At 63.7% G+C, this 13,906-nt stretch carries 12 protein-coding genes; 7 read left to right on the forward strand and 5 right to left on the reverse strand.

Features of this window, described 5'->3' with window-relative positions; all coding sequences use genetic code 11:
- Positions 1–146 precede the first annotated feature (146 nt).
- The 7 genes from AC0L2R_RS16950 to AC0L2R_RS16980 all read left to right on the forward strand — a co-directional run bounded on the left by AC0L2R_RS16950 (position 147) and on the right by AC0L2R_RS16980 (position 8,007).
- On the forward strand, positions 147–524 hold the full coding sequence (locus tag AC0L2R_RS16950) for a VOC family protein (protein WP_091592913.1): 378 nt from the start codon (positions 147–149) through the stop codon (positions 522–524).
- A gap of 97 nt (positions 525–621) precedes the next feature.
- On the forward strand, positions 622–1,521 hold the full coding sequence (locus AC0L2R_RS16955) for a LysR family transcriptional regulator (protein WP_027151624.1): 900 nt from the start codon (positions 622–624) through the stop codon (positions 1,519–1,521).
- A gap of 131 nt (positions 1,522–1,652) precedes the next feature.
- The gene (locus AC0L2R_RS16960) at positions 1,653–2,132 is read left to right on the forward strand and encodes a formate dehydrogenase subunit gamma (protein ID WP_473510314.1); all 480 of its coding nucleotides are present in this window, start codon (positions 1,653–1,655) and stop codon (positions 2,130–2,132) included.
- A complete protein-coding gene (locus tag AC0L2R_RS16965; protein WP_473510315.1) occupies positions 2,129–3,685 on the forward strand; it encodes a formate dehydrogenase beta subunit in 1,557 nt (518 codons plus the stop codon). Before AC0L2R_RS16960 ends, AC0L2R_RS16965 begins: the two co-directional genes overlap by 4 nt.
- 10 nt (positions 3,686–3,695) lie before the next feature.
- Entirely contained in the window at positions 3,696–6,572 is a 2,877-nt protein-coding gene (fdhF, locus tag AC0L2R_RS16970; protein ID WP_473510317.1) for a formate dehydrogenase subunit alpha, read from the forward strand.
- A gap of 276 nt (positions 6,573–6,848) precedes the next feature.
- Positions 6,849–7,676, forward strand: coding sequence for a formate dehydrogenase accessory sulfurtransferase FdhD (gene fdhD / locus AC0L2R_RS16975; RefSeq protein WP_473510372.1), 828 nt, complete (start codon positions 6,849–6,851; stop codon positions 7,674–7,676).
- On the forward strand, positions 7,666–8,007 hold the full coding sequence (locus AC0L2R_RS16980) for a formate dehydrogenase subunit delta (RefSeq protein ID WP_473510319.1): 342 nt from the start codon (positions 7,666–7,668) through the stop codon (positions 8,005–8,007). The genes fdhD and AC0L2R_RS16980 overlap by 11 nt, the downstream gene beginning before the upstream one ends.
- Positions 8,008–8,076: 69 nt before the next feature.
- On the opposite strand, the gene AC0L2R_RS16985 is transcribed toward AC0L2R_RS16980, so the two are convergent.
- From AC0L2R_RS16985 to AC0L2R_RS17005, 5 genes are all read right to left on the reverse strand, one after another.
- Positions 8,077–9,504: a gamma-aminobutyraldehyde dehydrogenase gene (locus tag AC0L2R_RS16985; protein WP_473510320.1), complete on the reverse strand. Its 1,428-nt coding sequence runs from the start codon at positions 9,502–9,504 to the stop codon at positions 8,077–8,079.
- Between the two features lie 29 nt (positions 9,505–9,533).
- Positions 9,534–10,349, reverse strand: coding sequence for an ABC transporter permease (locus AC0L2R_RS16990; protein ID WP_473510322.1), 816 nt, complete (start codon positions 10,347–10,349; stop codon positions 9,534–9,536).
- Positions 10,339–11,304, reverse strand: coding sequence for an ABC transporter permease (locus AC0L2R_RS16995; RefSeq protein WP_473510324.1), 966 nt, complete (start codon positions 11,302–11,304; stop codon positions 10,339–10,341). Before AC0L2R_RS16995 ends, AC0L2R_RS16990 begins: the two co-directional genes overlap by 11 nt.
- A 94-nt stretch (positions 11,305–11,398) precedes the next feature.
- Positions 11,399–12,397: an ABC transporter ATP-binding protein gene (locus AC0L2R_RS17000; RefSeq protein ID WP_091592894.1), complete on the reverse strand. Its 999-nt coding sequence runs from the start codon at positions 12,395–12,397 to the stop codon at positions 11,399–11,401.
- Positions 12,398–12,588: 191 nt separating this feature from the next.
- Positions 12,589–13,740 (reverse strand): ABC transporter substrate-binding protein, encoded by a 1,152-nt coding sequence (locus AC0L2R_RS17005; RefSeq protein WP_473510326.1) that lies wholly within the window; start codon positions 13,738–13,740, stop codon positions 12,589–12,591.
- Between the last annotated feature and the right edge of the window lie 166 nt (positions 13,741–13,906).

Here is a 13,906-nt window from a genome sequence, read left to right on the forward strand (position 1 = left end):
TTGCGTCTGTTTGTCGGTCCTGCAGAGGACGAAACGTCTTTAGGGAAGAGGCACGCCGATCGCACAGGCTGCGGTCGCCGGAAGACGAAGCAGCCCTATCTTTGCAGGCTTCGGACGTGCTCGCCCGCAAGCAAAGGAGACCAATCATGCTCGCAAACAGCAACGCAACGGCCAATCTCGCGGTGAAGGACCTGGCCAAGGCCAAGGCCTTCTATGAAGACGTTCTGGGGCTGACGGAGGTTCACAACGAGGGGGACGAACTGATCGTCTACAAATGCGGCGACACCAGCATCAATGTCTATCGCTCGCAATTCGCCGGAACCAACAAGGCGACGGCGGTGACCTGGATGGTCGGCGACGAGATCGACACCATCGTCAAGGCGCTGAAATCGAAAGGCGTTGTCTTCGAGCACTACGAGATGCCGGGCCTGAAGCTGGAAGGCGACATCCACGTCGGCTACGGCATGAAGGTCGCATGGTTCAAGGATCCTGACGGCAACATTCTTAACCTGGTCGACAGGTAGGCCTGGACGGCGGCGAAGCTTCGGCCGCAATGAGGATTCGCCACGCAAAAACAGCATGCATCTGGCGCAGCCTCACTCGGCCGGGTAGCGTCCGCTCATGATCGACAAGCTGGAATTCTTCATCGCGCTGGCCAGGGAGGAGCATTTCGGCCGGGCGGCGGAGGTGTGCGGCGTCACCCAGCCGACGCTTTCGGCCGGTATCAAGCAGCTGGAAGGCCAGCTCGGCGTGATGCTGGTTCTGCGTGGCTCGCGCTTCCAGGGGCTGACGCCGGAGGGAGAACAGGTGCTGGCGTGGGCGCGCCGCATCGTCGGCGATACCCGCACCATGCGCGAAGAGATGCGGGCGGCGCGTCACGGCCTTTCGGGGCGCATCCGCATCGCCGCCATTCCGACGGCGCTGGCCATGGTGGCGCGGCTGACGACACCTTTTCGGGCAAAGCATCCCGGCGTCACCTTCTCGGTGCTGTCGCGCACCTCGATCGAGGTGCTGTCGTTGCTCGGCAATTTCGACATCGACGCCGGCATCACCTATCTCGACAACGAGCCGCTGGGGCGGGTGACCAGCGTGCCGCTCTATGACGAGCGCTATCAGCTGATCACCGCGATCGGAAATCCCTATTCCGACCGCGACAAAGTGACATGGGCGGAGCTCAGCCAGCTGCCGCTCTGCCTGTTGACGCCGGACATGCAGAACCGCCGCATCATCGACCAGCATTTGGCCGAAGCCGGCACGCAGGTGCGGCCGACACTCGAATCCAATTCGATGATCGTGCTGTTCTCGCATATCCGTACCGGAAAATGGTCGTCGATCATGCCGCTCAACCTCTCGGAAACATTCGGCTTTTCCGAGCCGATCCGGGCCATTCCGATCGTCGAGCCGGACGCCAGCCACACCGTCGGGCTGGTGGCGACGCTGCGCGAGCCGCACACCCCGCTGGTCTCGGCGCTGCTGGACGAGGCAATGGCGCTGGCAGACGATTTCCGCGCCCGCCACTGAGCTAGAGATTGCAGGCTGGACGGCAGCGATAGAAGATTTCTATCGAGCAACGGATCAGCTTTATTGATTTAGCGGGTTTCCTCCGATTTCCTAGGCACTTAGCGGATTACTACGACCAGGGAGGGCGCTGCATGATCATGCAGCCTGCAAGTACCGAGATCGCGTCGCGCACGGCGGCGATCGTTCAGGAGTTGAAGGGCCTCGAAGGTCCGCTGTTGCCGATCCTCCACGGCATCCAGGAAGAGTTTGGCCATGTGCCGCAGGACGCGCTGCCGGTCATCGCCGAAGCGCTGAACATCTCCAAGGCGGAGGTGCACGGCATCGTCACCTTCTACCACGATTACCGCAGCCGCCCGGCCGGCCGGCATGTGCTGAAGCTCTGCCAGGCCGAAGCCTGCCAGTCGATGGGCTCGGACGCGATTGCCGCCAAGCTCAAGCAATTGCTGGGCATCGGCTTCCACGAGACGGCCCGCGACGGTTCGGTGACGCTGGAACCGGTCTATTGCCTCGGCCTTTGCGCCTGCGCGCCATCGGCGATGCTGGACGGCGAGGTGATTGGCCGGCTCGATGACGAAAAGCTCCACGAGATCGTTGCCGAGGTGCGCTCATGACCCCGCGTATTTACATTCCCGGCGATTCCGGCGCGCTGGCGCTCGGTGCGGAAAAGGTCGCCAAGGCGATTGAGAAGGAATTGGCGGATCGCGGCATCGAGGCCAAGATCGTGCGCAACGGCTCGCGCGGCGCCTATTTCCTCGAGCCGATGGTCGAGGTGGCGACAGACAAGGGCCGCGTCGCCTACGGGCCGGTGAAGCCTTCCGATGTCAAAGGCCTGTTCGACAGCGGCTTTCTCAGCGGCGGTCACCACAAGCGCTGGCTGGGCGCGCCCGACAAGATCCCGTTCCTGGCCAGGCAGACGCGGCTGACCTTCGCACGCTGCGGCGTCATCAATCCACTGTCGCTCGATCACTACAAGGCGCATGGCGGACTGAAGGGGCTGCAGAACGCCGTGGCGATGGCTCCGGCCGACATCGTCAAGCAGGTCACCGAGTCGGGCCTGCGGGGTCGCGGCGGCGCCGGCTTCCCGACCGGCATCAAGTGGAAGACGGTGCTCGATACGACCGCCGACAAAAAGTACATCGTCTGCAATGCCGACGAGGGCGACAGCGCCACCTTCGCCGACCGCATGATCATGGAGGGCGACCCCTTCGTGCTGATCGAAGGCATGGCAATCGCCGGTGTCGCCACCGGCGCGACCAAGGGCTTTGTCTATATCCGCTCGGAATATCCGCATGCGGTGGCGATGATGCAGAAGGCGGTCGAGGCTGCCCGCCAGGCCGGCCTGCTCGGCCTCAACGTGCTGGGCTCGCCCAACGCCTTCGACATGGAAATCCGCGTCGGCGCCGGCGCCTATGTCTGCGGCGAGGAAACCTCGCTGCTCAACAGCCTCGAAGGCAAGCGCGGCGTCGTTCGCGCCAAGCCGCCGCTGCCGGCCATCCAGGGCCTGTTCGGCAAGCCGACGGTGATCAACAACGTCATCTCGCTGGCCTCGGTGCCTGTGATCATGGACAAGGGTGCTGCCTTCTACAAGGATTTCGGAATGGGCCGCTCGCGCGGCACCATTCCGATCCAGATCGCCGGCAATGTCAGATATGGCGGCCTGTTCGAGGCGGCGTTCGGCATGACGCTTGGCGAGATCGTCGACGACATCGGCGGCGGCACGGCGACTGGACGGCCGGTCAAGGCGGTGCAGGTCGGCGGGCCGCTCGGCGCTTATTTTCCGCGCAGCCTGTTCGACACGCCGTTCGACTACGAAGCCTTCGCCGCCAAGGACGGGCTGATCGGCCATGCCGGCATCACCGTGTTCGATGACACCGCCGACATGCTGAAGCAGGCACGCTTTGCCATGGAGTTTTGCGCCATCGAGAGCTGCGGCAAGTGCACGCCGTGCCGCATCGGCTCAACACGCGGCGTCGAGACGATCGACAAGATCGCCAGGGGTATCGAGCCGGAAAAACAGATCGAGCTGGTGACGGACCTCTGCAACACGATGAAGTTCGGTTCGCTCTGCGCGCTGGGTGGCTTCACGCCTTATCCGGTGATGAGCGCAATCAACCACTTCCGCGAAGATTTCAAGCCGGTGCCAGTCGCCGAAGCAGCAGAATAGGAACCTCGCGATGGGTCTCATTCAGGAAATCGACTACGGCACGCCGGCCTCGACATCCGAGAAGCAGGTGACGCTGACGGTCGACGGCTTCACCGTCACCGTGCCGGAAGGCACCTCGATTATGCGCGCCTCGATGGAGGCCGGCATTGCCATCCCAAAACTTTGCGCCACCGACATGGTCGACGCCTTCGGCTCCTGCCGGCTCTGCCTGGTCGAGATCGACGGCCGCAACGGCACGCCCTCCTCCTGCACGACGCCGGTGGCGCCGGGCATGGTCGTGCACACCCAGACCGGTCGGCTGAAGGACATCCGCCGCGGCGTGATGGAGCTCTACATTTCCGACCATCCGCTCGACTGCCTGACCTGTGCGGCCAATGGCGACTGCGAATTGCAGACGCAGGCCGGCGTCGTCGGCCTGCGTGACGTGCGCTACGGCTATGAGGGCGACAACCACGTCTTCAAGAAGAACGACGGCGCCGAAAACTTCAAATGGATGGCGAAGGACGAGTCCAACCCATACTTCACCTATGATCCATCGAAATGCATCGTCTGCTCGCGCTGTGTGCGCGCCTGCGAGGAGGTGCAAGGCACATTCGCGCTGACCATCGAAGGCCGCGGCTTCGAAAGCCGTGTGTCGCCCGGCATGCACCAGCTTTTCATCGACAGCGAGTGCGTGTCCTGCGGCGCCTGTGTGCAGGCCTGCCCGACGGCGACGCTTTCCGAGAAATCGGTGATCAAGATCGGCCAGCCCGAGCATTCGGTCGTCACCACCTGCGCCTATTGCGGCGTCGGCTGCTCGTTCAAGGCCGAAATGCGCGGCGACGAGCTGGTGCGCATGGTGCCCTACAAGGACGGCAAGGCGAACCGTGGCCATAGCTGCGTCAAGGGCCGTTTTGCCTACGGCTACTCGACCCACAAGGAGCGCATCCTCAATCCAATGATCCGCGAAAAGGTCACCGATCCATGGCGCGAGGTGTCGTGGGAGGAAGCGCTGACCCACACCGCCAACGAGTTCCGCCGCATCCAGTACCAGTATGGCCGCACCTCGATCGGCGGCATCACCTCGTCGCGCTGCACGAATGAGGAAACCTATCTGGTGCAGAAGCTGATCCGCCAGGGTTTCCGCAACAACAATGTCGATACCTGCGCCCGCGTCTGCCATTCGCCGACCGGCTATGGCCTTGGCCAGACTTTCGGCACCTCGGCAGGCACCCAGGATTTCGATTCGATCGAGCAGACCGATGTGGTGATGATCATCGGCGCCAATCCGACCGACGCACATCCGGTGTTTGCGTCGCGCATGAAGAAGCGGTTGCGCAAGGGCGCCAAGCTGATCGTGCTCGACCCGCGCCGCACCGACATCGTGCGCTCGGCACACATCGAGGCGCAGCATCATCTGCCGCTGAAGCCGGGCACCAATGTCGCCGTGGTCACCGCGCTTGCCCATGTCATCGTCACCGAAGGCCTGTTCGACGAGGCCTTCATCCGCGAACGCTGCGACTGGGACGAGTTCCAGGATTGGGCGTCGTTCGTGGCGCTGCCGGAAAACAGCCCTGAGGTGGTCGGCCAGCTCGCCAATGTCGATCCAGAAGAGATCCGCAGCGCCGCACGGCTGTTTGCCACCGGCGGCAATGGCGCGATCTATTACGGCCTCGGCGTGACCGAGCACAGCCAGGGCTCGACCACCGTCATCGCCATCGCCAATCTTGCCATGGCGACCGGCAATATCGGCCGGCCGGGCGTCGGCGTGAACCCGCTGCGCGGCCAGAACAATGTCCAGGGCTCCTGCGACATGGGCTCGTTCCCGCATGAGCTGCCCGGCTATCGCCACGTCTCCGGCGACGCGGTGCGCGATATCTATGAAAGCCTGTGGGGGGTCAAACTCGACGACGAGCCCGGCCTGCGCATCCCCAACATGCTGGACGCCGCCGTCGACGGCTCGTTCAAGGGCCTCTATGTGCAGGGCGAGGACATTTTGCAGTCGGATCCCGACACCAAGCATGTCGCCGCAGGCCTTGCGGCGATGGAATGCGTCGTCGTCCACGATCTCTTCCTCAACGAGACCGCCAACTACGCGCATGTCTTCCTGCCCGGCTCGACCTTCCTCGAGAAGGACGGCACCTTCACCAATGCCGAACGCCGCATCAACCGCGTGCGCAAGGTGATGGCGCCGAAGAACGGGCTGGCCGACTGGGAAGTGACGCAGAAGCTCGCACAGGCGATGGGTCTTGCCTGGAATTACCAGCATCCGTCCGAAATCATGGATGAGATCGCCAGGACGACGCCAAGCTTCGCCAAGGTCTCCTACGACTATCTGGAAAAGATAGGCTCGGTGCAGTGGCCGTGCAACGAGCAGGCGCCGGAAGGCACGCCGATCATGCATATCAGCGGCTTCGTGCGTGGCAAGGGCAAGTTCATCCGCACCGAATATGTGGCGACCGACGAGAGGACGGGACCGCGCTTCCCGCTGCTGCTGACCACCGGCCGCATCCTGTCGCAGTACAATGTCGGCGCGCAGACCAGGCGTACCGACAATGTCATGTGGCACAGCGAGGACCGTCTCGAGATCCACCCGCATGACGCCGAAAACCGCGGCCTGCGCGACGGCGACTGGGTCCGCCTGACCAGCCGCTCCGGCGAGACGACGCTGCGCGCGCTGATCACCGACAAGGTGTCGCCTGGCGTGGTCTATACGACGTTCCACCACCCCGACACGCAGGCCAACGTGATCACCACCGACTTCTCCGACTGGGCGACCAACTGCCCGGAATACAAGGTGACGGCGGTGCAGGTCGGCGCGTCCAACGGGCCGTCGGAATGGCAGCTCGACTATGACGAGCAGGCCCGCAACAGCCGTCGCATCGCGACGCTGGAAGCAGCGGAGTAATCGTGCCGAGGCATTCGACCGAAAGCGCTTCAATCTTGACGGTTGGTCGACCCCCACTCCGTCGAGCTTCGCTCGACACCTCTCCCCCGATCGACGGGGGAGAGGAAAGCGCGCGAACTCCAGGCTCCCTTCCTCTCCCTCCGGAGGGGGGAGAGGTGGCGCTGCGAAGCAGCGACGGAGTGGGGGATGGCCTGGGAGAGCAACTGCCAATTGAAGCAAGAAGTCTTCGACGCTTCCTAAGTAAAATGGCCGGCAGGCCAAAGGGGGTGCCGCGTGATGCCTAAACGTTGCGGTATCACCCAAATTTCCCGCCTCGCCCACCGCGCCGGCAGCAGTGCGGCCGCCAACCGGATGGTGCCGGAAGAGACGCCGGTGGCGTTCTCCTTCGCCGGCACCACTCACGCGGTGATGATGGCAAGTCCGGCCGATTTCGAGGATTTCGCGCTCGGCTTCTCGCTGACCGAAGGCATCATCGCCGACGGCCGGGAAATCGAGGCGATCGAGGTCGAGGATCACGGCGCCGGCATCGACATCCAGATCAGGCTGAAGGACCAGGCCAATACGCGCTTCGAGGCGCGGCGCCGACGGCTGGCCGGCCCGGTCGGCTGCGGGCTATGCGGCATCGAGTCGATCGAGGAGGCGATGCGCTCGGTCGAGGCGGTCGGTTCGTCAAGACTTACACTTGACAGCGACGACATCGTCCGTTCCGTCAGGCTTTTGTCGAAAGCACAGCCGCTGCATGCCGAGACCGGTGCGGTCCATGCCGCCGGCTTTTATATCCCAGGCAAGGGCATCGTCATGGCGCGCGAGGATGTCGGCCGTCACAATGCGCTCGACAAGCTGGCCGGGGCGCTCGCCAAAGCCGGCATCGATGGCTCCTTGGGTGCCGTCGTGGTGACATCGCGCGTTTCGGTCGAGATGGTGCAGAAGACGACGGCGATCGGCGCTGCGTTCATCATTGCCGTTTCGGCGCCGACGGCACTTGCCATCCGCACCGCCGGGGACGCCGGCATGACGCTGGTGGCTTTGGTGCGCGGCGATGATTTCGATATTTTCACCCACCCCGAGCGGGTGGCTTCCGGAGTTGCCAAGCATGTCGCATGACGAAGGCCACATCATGAGCACCAGCGAAAAGCTGGTCCGCATGGCCAACCAGATTGCCGCCTTTTTTCACTCCAAGCCGCGCGAGGAAGGCATTGCCGGCGTCGCCGAGCACATCAACAAGTTCTGGGAGCCGAGGATGCGGCGGCAATTGTTCGAAATGCTGGACAATGGTGGCGAAGGCTTCAACGAGCTCGTCGTGGCCTCCTCGGCAAGGATCAAGCGGCCGGCCGCACCTGAAGCAGCGGGCTTAGGCGCCGATGCCGGGGGCGTCGCTTCCGGCGGCAAAGGCCCTGGGGCCGGTGAGTCGAATATCCCCGCTTCGCAGAAGTAGGCCCGGCGCTGCCCCTCATCCGGCCCTTCGGGCCACCTTCTCCCCGTCAACGGGGAGAAGGAAAAGGCGCTACCCGTGCGCAACCATCACATGGCGGACAGCGGTATAATCCTCCAGGGCATAGAGCGACATGTCCTTGCCGTATCCGGACTGCTTCAGCCCGCCATGCGGCATCTCGTTGGTCAGCATGAAGTGGGTGTTGATCCAGGTGCAGCCATATTGCAGCCGGGCGGCCGTCGCCATGGCGCGCGAGATATCCTTGGTCCACACCGAGGACGCAAGGCCATAATCGCTGTCATTGGCCCAGCTCACCGCCTCGTCGACCTCGGCAAAGCGGGTGACGGAGACAACCGGCCCGAACACTTCGCGGCGCACGATCTCGTCCTCCTGCAGCGCGCCGGCGACGACGGTCGGCTGATAGAAGAAGCCGGTGCCCTCGCCCGGCTTGCCGCCGGTGGTGATCTCGATGTGCTTAAGCTCCGAGGCGCGCTCGACGAAGCTCGAGACGCGGTCGCGCTGGCGGCGTGAGATCAACGGTCCGATCTCGTTTTCGGTGTCGTCGGGGCGGTTGTATTTGATGGTCGAGACGGCGGAGGAAAGGTCGGCGACGAGCTTGTCGTAGATCTTCTTGCCGGCATAGATGCGGCAGGCGGCGGTGCAGTCCTGGCCGGCATTGTAATAGCCGAAGGCGCGCAGGCCGTTGACCACCGCGCCGAGATCGGCGTCGTCGAAGACGATGACCGGAGCCTTGCCGCCTAGTTCGAGATGCGTGCGCTTGACCGATTTGGCGGCGGCCTGCAGCACCTTCTTGCCGGTGGCGACATCGCCGGTGATCGAGATCATATTGATTTTCGGGTGGTTGATCAGCGTGTTGCCGACGCTGTCGCCTCTGCCGAGCACGACGTTGACGACGCCCTCGGGCAGTATCTCGGCAAGGATTTTTACCAGCTTCAGCGCTGTCAGCGGCGTCTGCTCGGACGGCTTGAAGACGACCGTGTTGCCGCCGGCAATCGCCGGCGCCAGCTTCCAGGCCATCATCATCAGTGGGTAGTTCCACGGCGCGATCGAGGCGACGACGCCGATGGCGTCGCGGCGGACCATCGAAGTGTGGCCGGGAATGTATTCACCGGCGACCTGGCCGGGCATCGAGCGGACAGCGCCGGCAAAGAAGCGGTAGCAGTCGACGATCGCCGGGATTTCGTCGTTGAGCACGGCATTGATCGGCTTGCCGCAATTGAGCGCCTCGAGGGCGGCGAAATCTTGTGCCGCGGCCTCGATGCGATCGGCGATCTTCAGGAGATAACCTGAGCGCTGCGCGGGCGTGGTGCGCGACCAGGTGACGAAGGCTTTTTCGGCCGCCAGCACCGCCGCCTCGATCTGCGCCTGGCTGGCTTCAGGCAGGTTGAGGATAGTCGCCCCGGTCTTCGGATTGAGGATCGGCTCCTCGGTCTCGGTGCCCTTCTCGAATTTCGAGCCGATCAGCATCTTTGTGTCCATGGCAGTCTCTCCCTTATGGATTCTTGACGTCATTTGACCGAACCGGCGATCTGGTCGCCGTCGCGGGTCAGGTAATAGGCGACGAGGATGGGCAGCAGCGTCACCAGCACGACGACCATGGCCACGACATTGGTGACCGGGCGCTGGCGCGGACGGATCAATTCCTCCAGCATCCAGATCGGCAGCGTCTGCTGCTGGCCGGCGGTGAAGGTGGTGACGATGACCTCGTCGAACGACAGCGCAAAGCCAAGCATGCCGCCGGCAAGCAGCGCGGTGGCGATGTTGGGCAGCACGACATGCCGAAACGTCTGGAAGCCGTCGGCGCCGAGGTCCATCGACGCCTCGATCATCGAGCCGGAGGTGCGGCGAAAGCGGGCGACGGCGTTGTTGTAGACGACGACGACACAGAAGGTGGCGTGGCCGAGCACGATCGTCCAGAACGAGAACGGAATCTCGGCCAGCGAAAAGGCCGAACGCAGCGCGATGCCGGTGATGATGCCGGGCAGCGCGATCGGCAGGATGACCAGCAGCGAGATGGTTTCGCGGCCAAAGAACCGTGTTCGCGAAACGGCGGCCGCGCAGAGCGTGCCAAGCACCAGGGCGAGGAGTGTCGAGATAGCGGCGACACGGACCGACAGCGACAGCGCTTCCCACACGTCCGGGCGGTTCCAGGTGACGGCGAACCATTGCATGGTCAGCCCCGGCGGCGGCCAGGCGAAGCTCTTTTCCTCGGTCGTGAAGGCATAGACGAAGATCAGGAGGATCGGCAGATGCAGGAACAGCAGGCCGCAGGCGGCGGCGACCTTCAGGCCGAGAGGGGCGGTTGGTGAACCATCAGAGCGCATCGAAGGCCCCCATGCGCTTGGCGCCCCAGAGGTAGAAGCCCATGATGACGATCGGCACCACGGTGAAGGCGGCTGCGAGCGGGATGTTGCCGGCGGTGCCCTGCTGCGAATAGACGGCCTGGCCGATGAACAGCCGCGAGGTGCCGATGATCTGCGGGATGATGTAGTCGCCCAGCGTCAGCGAGAAGGTGAAGATCGAGCCGGCGACGATGCCCGGCAGCGCCAGCGGGAACAGCACGTTGCGGAAGGTCTGGCCGGGCGAGGCGCCGAGATCGGACGAGGCCTCGACCAGATTGCCCGGCACGCGCTCGAGCGCCGCCTGCACCGGCAGGATCATGAACGGCAGCCAGACGTAGACGAAGACGATGAAGGTGCCGGTGGACGACACCGACAGCGAGTTGCCGCCGACGACCGGCAGCGACAGCCAGCCGTCGAGCAGCCATAGCAGATGCAGCTTGGCGAGCAGCCAGGTGAGGATGCCTTCCTTGGCGAGAATGAGCTTCCAGGCGTAGATCTTGACCAGATAGCTCGACCACAGCGGCAGCATGATGCCGAGATAGAACAGCGCCTTCCAGCGGCCGCGCGCATAGCGCGCCGCGTAAAAGGCGATGGGAAAGGCGATGATCGCCGAGACGAACGTGACCAGGGCCGCCATCGTCACCGTGCGCAGGATGATGTCGAGATTGGCGGCCTGCAGCAGGTCGCCATAGGTCTTCAGCGTGAACTGCCGGTTGATGAGGCCGGAGAATTCGTCGATCGAGAAAAAACTCTGCAAGAGCAGCGCGAACAGCGAGCCGACATAGACGATGCCAAGCCACAGCACCGGCGGCAGCAGCATCAACAGCAGCAGCAGCTTCGGCTTGCGCCAGAGCAGGTCGGACAGCGCGCCGCGCACGCCGCCGGCGCGAGGCAGGACGGCTGGGGCAGGTTTTGCCTGGGTCGCGGTCAGAGTCATGGTTTCTTCGACCGGCCGCGATCCTTCGCGCCCCCCTCTGTCCTGCCGTGAAGCGCCTTGCCGCGGCTATTAGCGACAGTTGCCGACAGCGCCATCATCCCGGCTCGTCCATCAGATGCAAATGCTCGCGGTTGAAGGTGAGCACGACCGCCTCGCCTTCCCTGGGCAATTTCGCACCGGCCGGCACAATGGCATGCAATCTCAACCCGTCGGCGTCGAGCGCCAGTCTGGTCGTGGCGCCGAGATAATTGGTCGAGACAAGACGGGCGGCAACGCCGTCGCCCTTCGCCGCCCGGCCGATGCGAATGGATTCAGGGCGCAGGCTGCCCCAGCGATGCTGGCCGGAATAGCGCTGGACGAAATCCGGCGGCAGCACATTGGACGAGCCGACGAAATCGGCGACGAAGCGCGTCTTCGGCCGCTGGTAGATGTCCTCCGGCGTGCCGATCTGCATGATCTTGCCGTCGTTGAAGACGGCGACGCGGTCGGCCATCGACAGCGCCTCGCCCTGGTCGTGGGTGACGAAGACGAAGGTGATGCCGAGCGCCTTCTGCAGCGACTTCAGCTCCTCCTGCATGTTTTCGCGCAGCTTGAGGTCGAGCGCGCCAAGCGGCTCGTCGAGCAGAAGCACCTTCGGCTGGTTGACCAGCGCGCGGGCGAGCGCGACGCGCTGGCGCTGTCCGCCGGAAAGCTGGCTCGGGCGGCGGGCGCCGTAGCCGGGAAGCCGGACCAGCGACAATGCTTCCTCGGCGGCCTTCTGCCTCTCCAGCTTGCCGACACCCTTGACCATCAGCCCGTAGGCGACGTTGTCGAGCACGTTCAGATGCGGAAACAGCGCGTAGTCCTGGAAGACGGTGTTGACGTTGCGGCGATAGGGCGGAACGCCTTCGGCGCGTTCGCCAAAGATGGAGATCGAGCCCGATGTCGGCTGCTCAAAGCCGGCGATCAAGCGCAGGCAGGTCGTCTTGCCGGAACCCGAAGGTCCAAGCATGGCGAAGAACTCGCCCGGCACGATGTCGAGATCGACCATGTCGACGGCGCGCACGCTGCCGAAATGGCGCGAGACTTTTTGGAAGGAAACGGCTGATGTCATGGAGCTGTCCTGATCTGCCAGGCTCGTCAATTCAGGCGACAGCGCTGACCCTCATCCGCCTGCCGGCACCTTCTCCCCGTAGGGACGTGGAGAAGGGGCTAGCCGCAACGCTCGCGATCCCTCTCCCCGTTGTTCACGGGGAGGGGGTAAGGGTGAGGGGCAGCGCCACTGGCGAGCAATGCGAAACGAACTCACCGTCCGCCGATGACGCCGATATAGTCCGACACCCAGCGATAGTAAGGCACGCACTGGTCCTGGGTGGCGCATTTCGACACCGGCGTCTTCCAGAACTTGATCTTTTCGAAATTGTCGTAGCCGTTGGTCTTGCAGCCTTCGTCGCCGAGCAATTCGTTGCCCTTGCAGGCAGCCGGCACCACCGGCAGCGAACCGAACCAGGCGGAGACGTCGCCCTGCACTTTCGGTGACAGCGAGTGCTCCATCCACATATAGGCGCAGTTCGGGTGGGCTGCGTCGGCTGCCAGCATGGTCGTGTCGGCCCAGCCGGTGACGCCTTCCTGGGGTATGGTCGAAGCGACCGGCTTCTTGGCAGCAACCAGCGTGTTGACCTGATAGGGCCATGAACCGGAGGCAACGACGCCTTCGTTCTGGAAGTCGTCGACCTGGATGGCGGCGTCATGCCAGTAGCGTCCGACCAGCGTGCGCTGGACGCGCAGCAGATCGAGGGCGGCCTTGTACTGGTCTTCGGTCAGCTCGTAGGGATCCTTGATGCCGAGCTCCGGCTTGTGGAACATCAGATAGTTGGCCGCATCGGCGATGTGGATCGGCCCGTCATAGGCCTGGACGCGGCCCTTGTTCGGCTTGCCGTCGGGCAAGGTCATCTCCTCGAAGACGACGTTCCAGCTCTTCGGCGCTTCCTTGAACACCTCGGTATTGTACATCAGCACGTTCGGCCCCCACTGGTAGGGGGCGCCGTAGGGGACGCCGCCGACCGTGAACCACGGCGCATCCTTCAGCCGGTCGTCGACCGTGTTCCAGCTCGGGATGAGATCGGTGTTGATCGGCTGGACCCGCTTGCCGGCGACAAGGCGCAACGACGCGTCGCCCGAGGCAGTAACAAGGTCGAATCCGCCCTCATTCATCAGCGCGACCATCTCGTCGGAGGTGTTGGCGGTCTTGATATTGACCTTGCAGCCTGTGTTCTTCTCGAAAGACGTGACCCAATCATAGTTCTTGTCGGTTTCGCCGCGTTCGATGTAGCCGGGCCAGGCAACAATGTTGACCTGGCCTTCGCCCTTGCCAAGTTCCTTAACCTGGGCGATCGCCTGGCCGGAGAAGGCCAGCGCGACCGTCAATGCAGTGCATGACTTCAGGAATGAATTCATCGTCGATCTCCCATTTGAGGGGCCGCACTCTCGCATCGGCCCGAAAATCGGATTGATTTTCGGAAGCACGATGCGAAAACTAAAAGTGTTAGAGCGTACTTTGTGCGTCCAATTGGACGCACGTCGCTCTAACGGCGGCTTTGCTCCCTGATCATGAAGGTGCTGT

The organism is Mesorhizobium sp. WSM4820 (assembly GCF_055811075.1).

Bases quoted from the DNA above. Each gene is read 5' to 3' on its own strand.
- AC0L2R_RS16950 (WP_091592913.1), top strand. From the start codon at position 147: ATGCTCGCAAACAGCAACGCAACGGCCAATCTCGCGGTGAAGGACCTG.
- AC0L2R_RS16955 (WP_027151624.1), top strand. From the start codon at position 622: ATGATCGACAAGCTGGAATTCTTCATCGCGCTGGCCAGGGAGGAGCAT.
- AC0L2R_RS16960 (WP_473510314.1), top strand. From the start codon at position 1,653: ATGATCATGCAGCCTGCAAGTACCGAGATCGCGTCGCGCACGGCGGCG.
- AC0L2R_RS16965 (WP_473510315.1), top strand. From the start codon at position 2,129: ATGACCCCGCGTATTTACATTCCCGGCGATTCCGGCGCGCTGGCGCTC.
- fdhF (WP_473510317.1), top strand. From the start codon at position 3,696: ATGGGTCTCATTCAGGAAATCGACTACGGCACGCCGGCCTCGACATCC.
- fdhD (WP_473510372.1), top strand. From the start codon at position 6,849: ATGCCTAAACGTTGCGGTATCACCCAAATTTCCCGCCTCGCCCACCGC.
- AC0L2R_RS16980 (WP_473510319.1), top strand. From the start codon at position 7,666: ATGTCGCATGACGAAGGCCACATCATGAGCACCAGCGAAAAGCTGGTC.
- AC0L2R_RS16985 (WP_473510320.1), bottom strand. From the start codon at position 9,504: ATGGACACAAAGATGCTGATCGGCTCGAAATTCGAGAAGGGCACCGAG.
- AC0L2R_RS16990 (WP_473510322.1), bottom strand. From the start codon at position 10,349: ATGCGCTCTGATGGTTCACCAACCGCCCCTCTCGGCCTGAAGGTCGCC.
- AC0L2R_RS16995 (WP_473510324.1), bottom strand. From the start codon at position 11,304: ATGACTCTGACCGCGACCCAGGCAAAACCTGCCCCAGCCGTCCTGCCT.
- AC0L2R_RS17000 (WP_091592894.1), bottom strand. From the start codon at position 12,397: ATGACATCAGCCGTTTCCTTCCAAAAAGTCTCGCGCCATTTCGGCAGC.
- AC0L2R_RS17005 (WP_473510326.1), bottom strand. From the start codon at position 13,740: ATGAATTCATTCCTGAAGTCATGCACTGCATTGACGGTCGCGCTGGCC.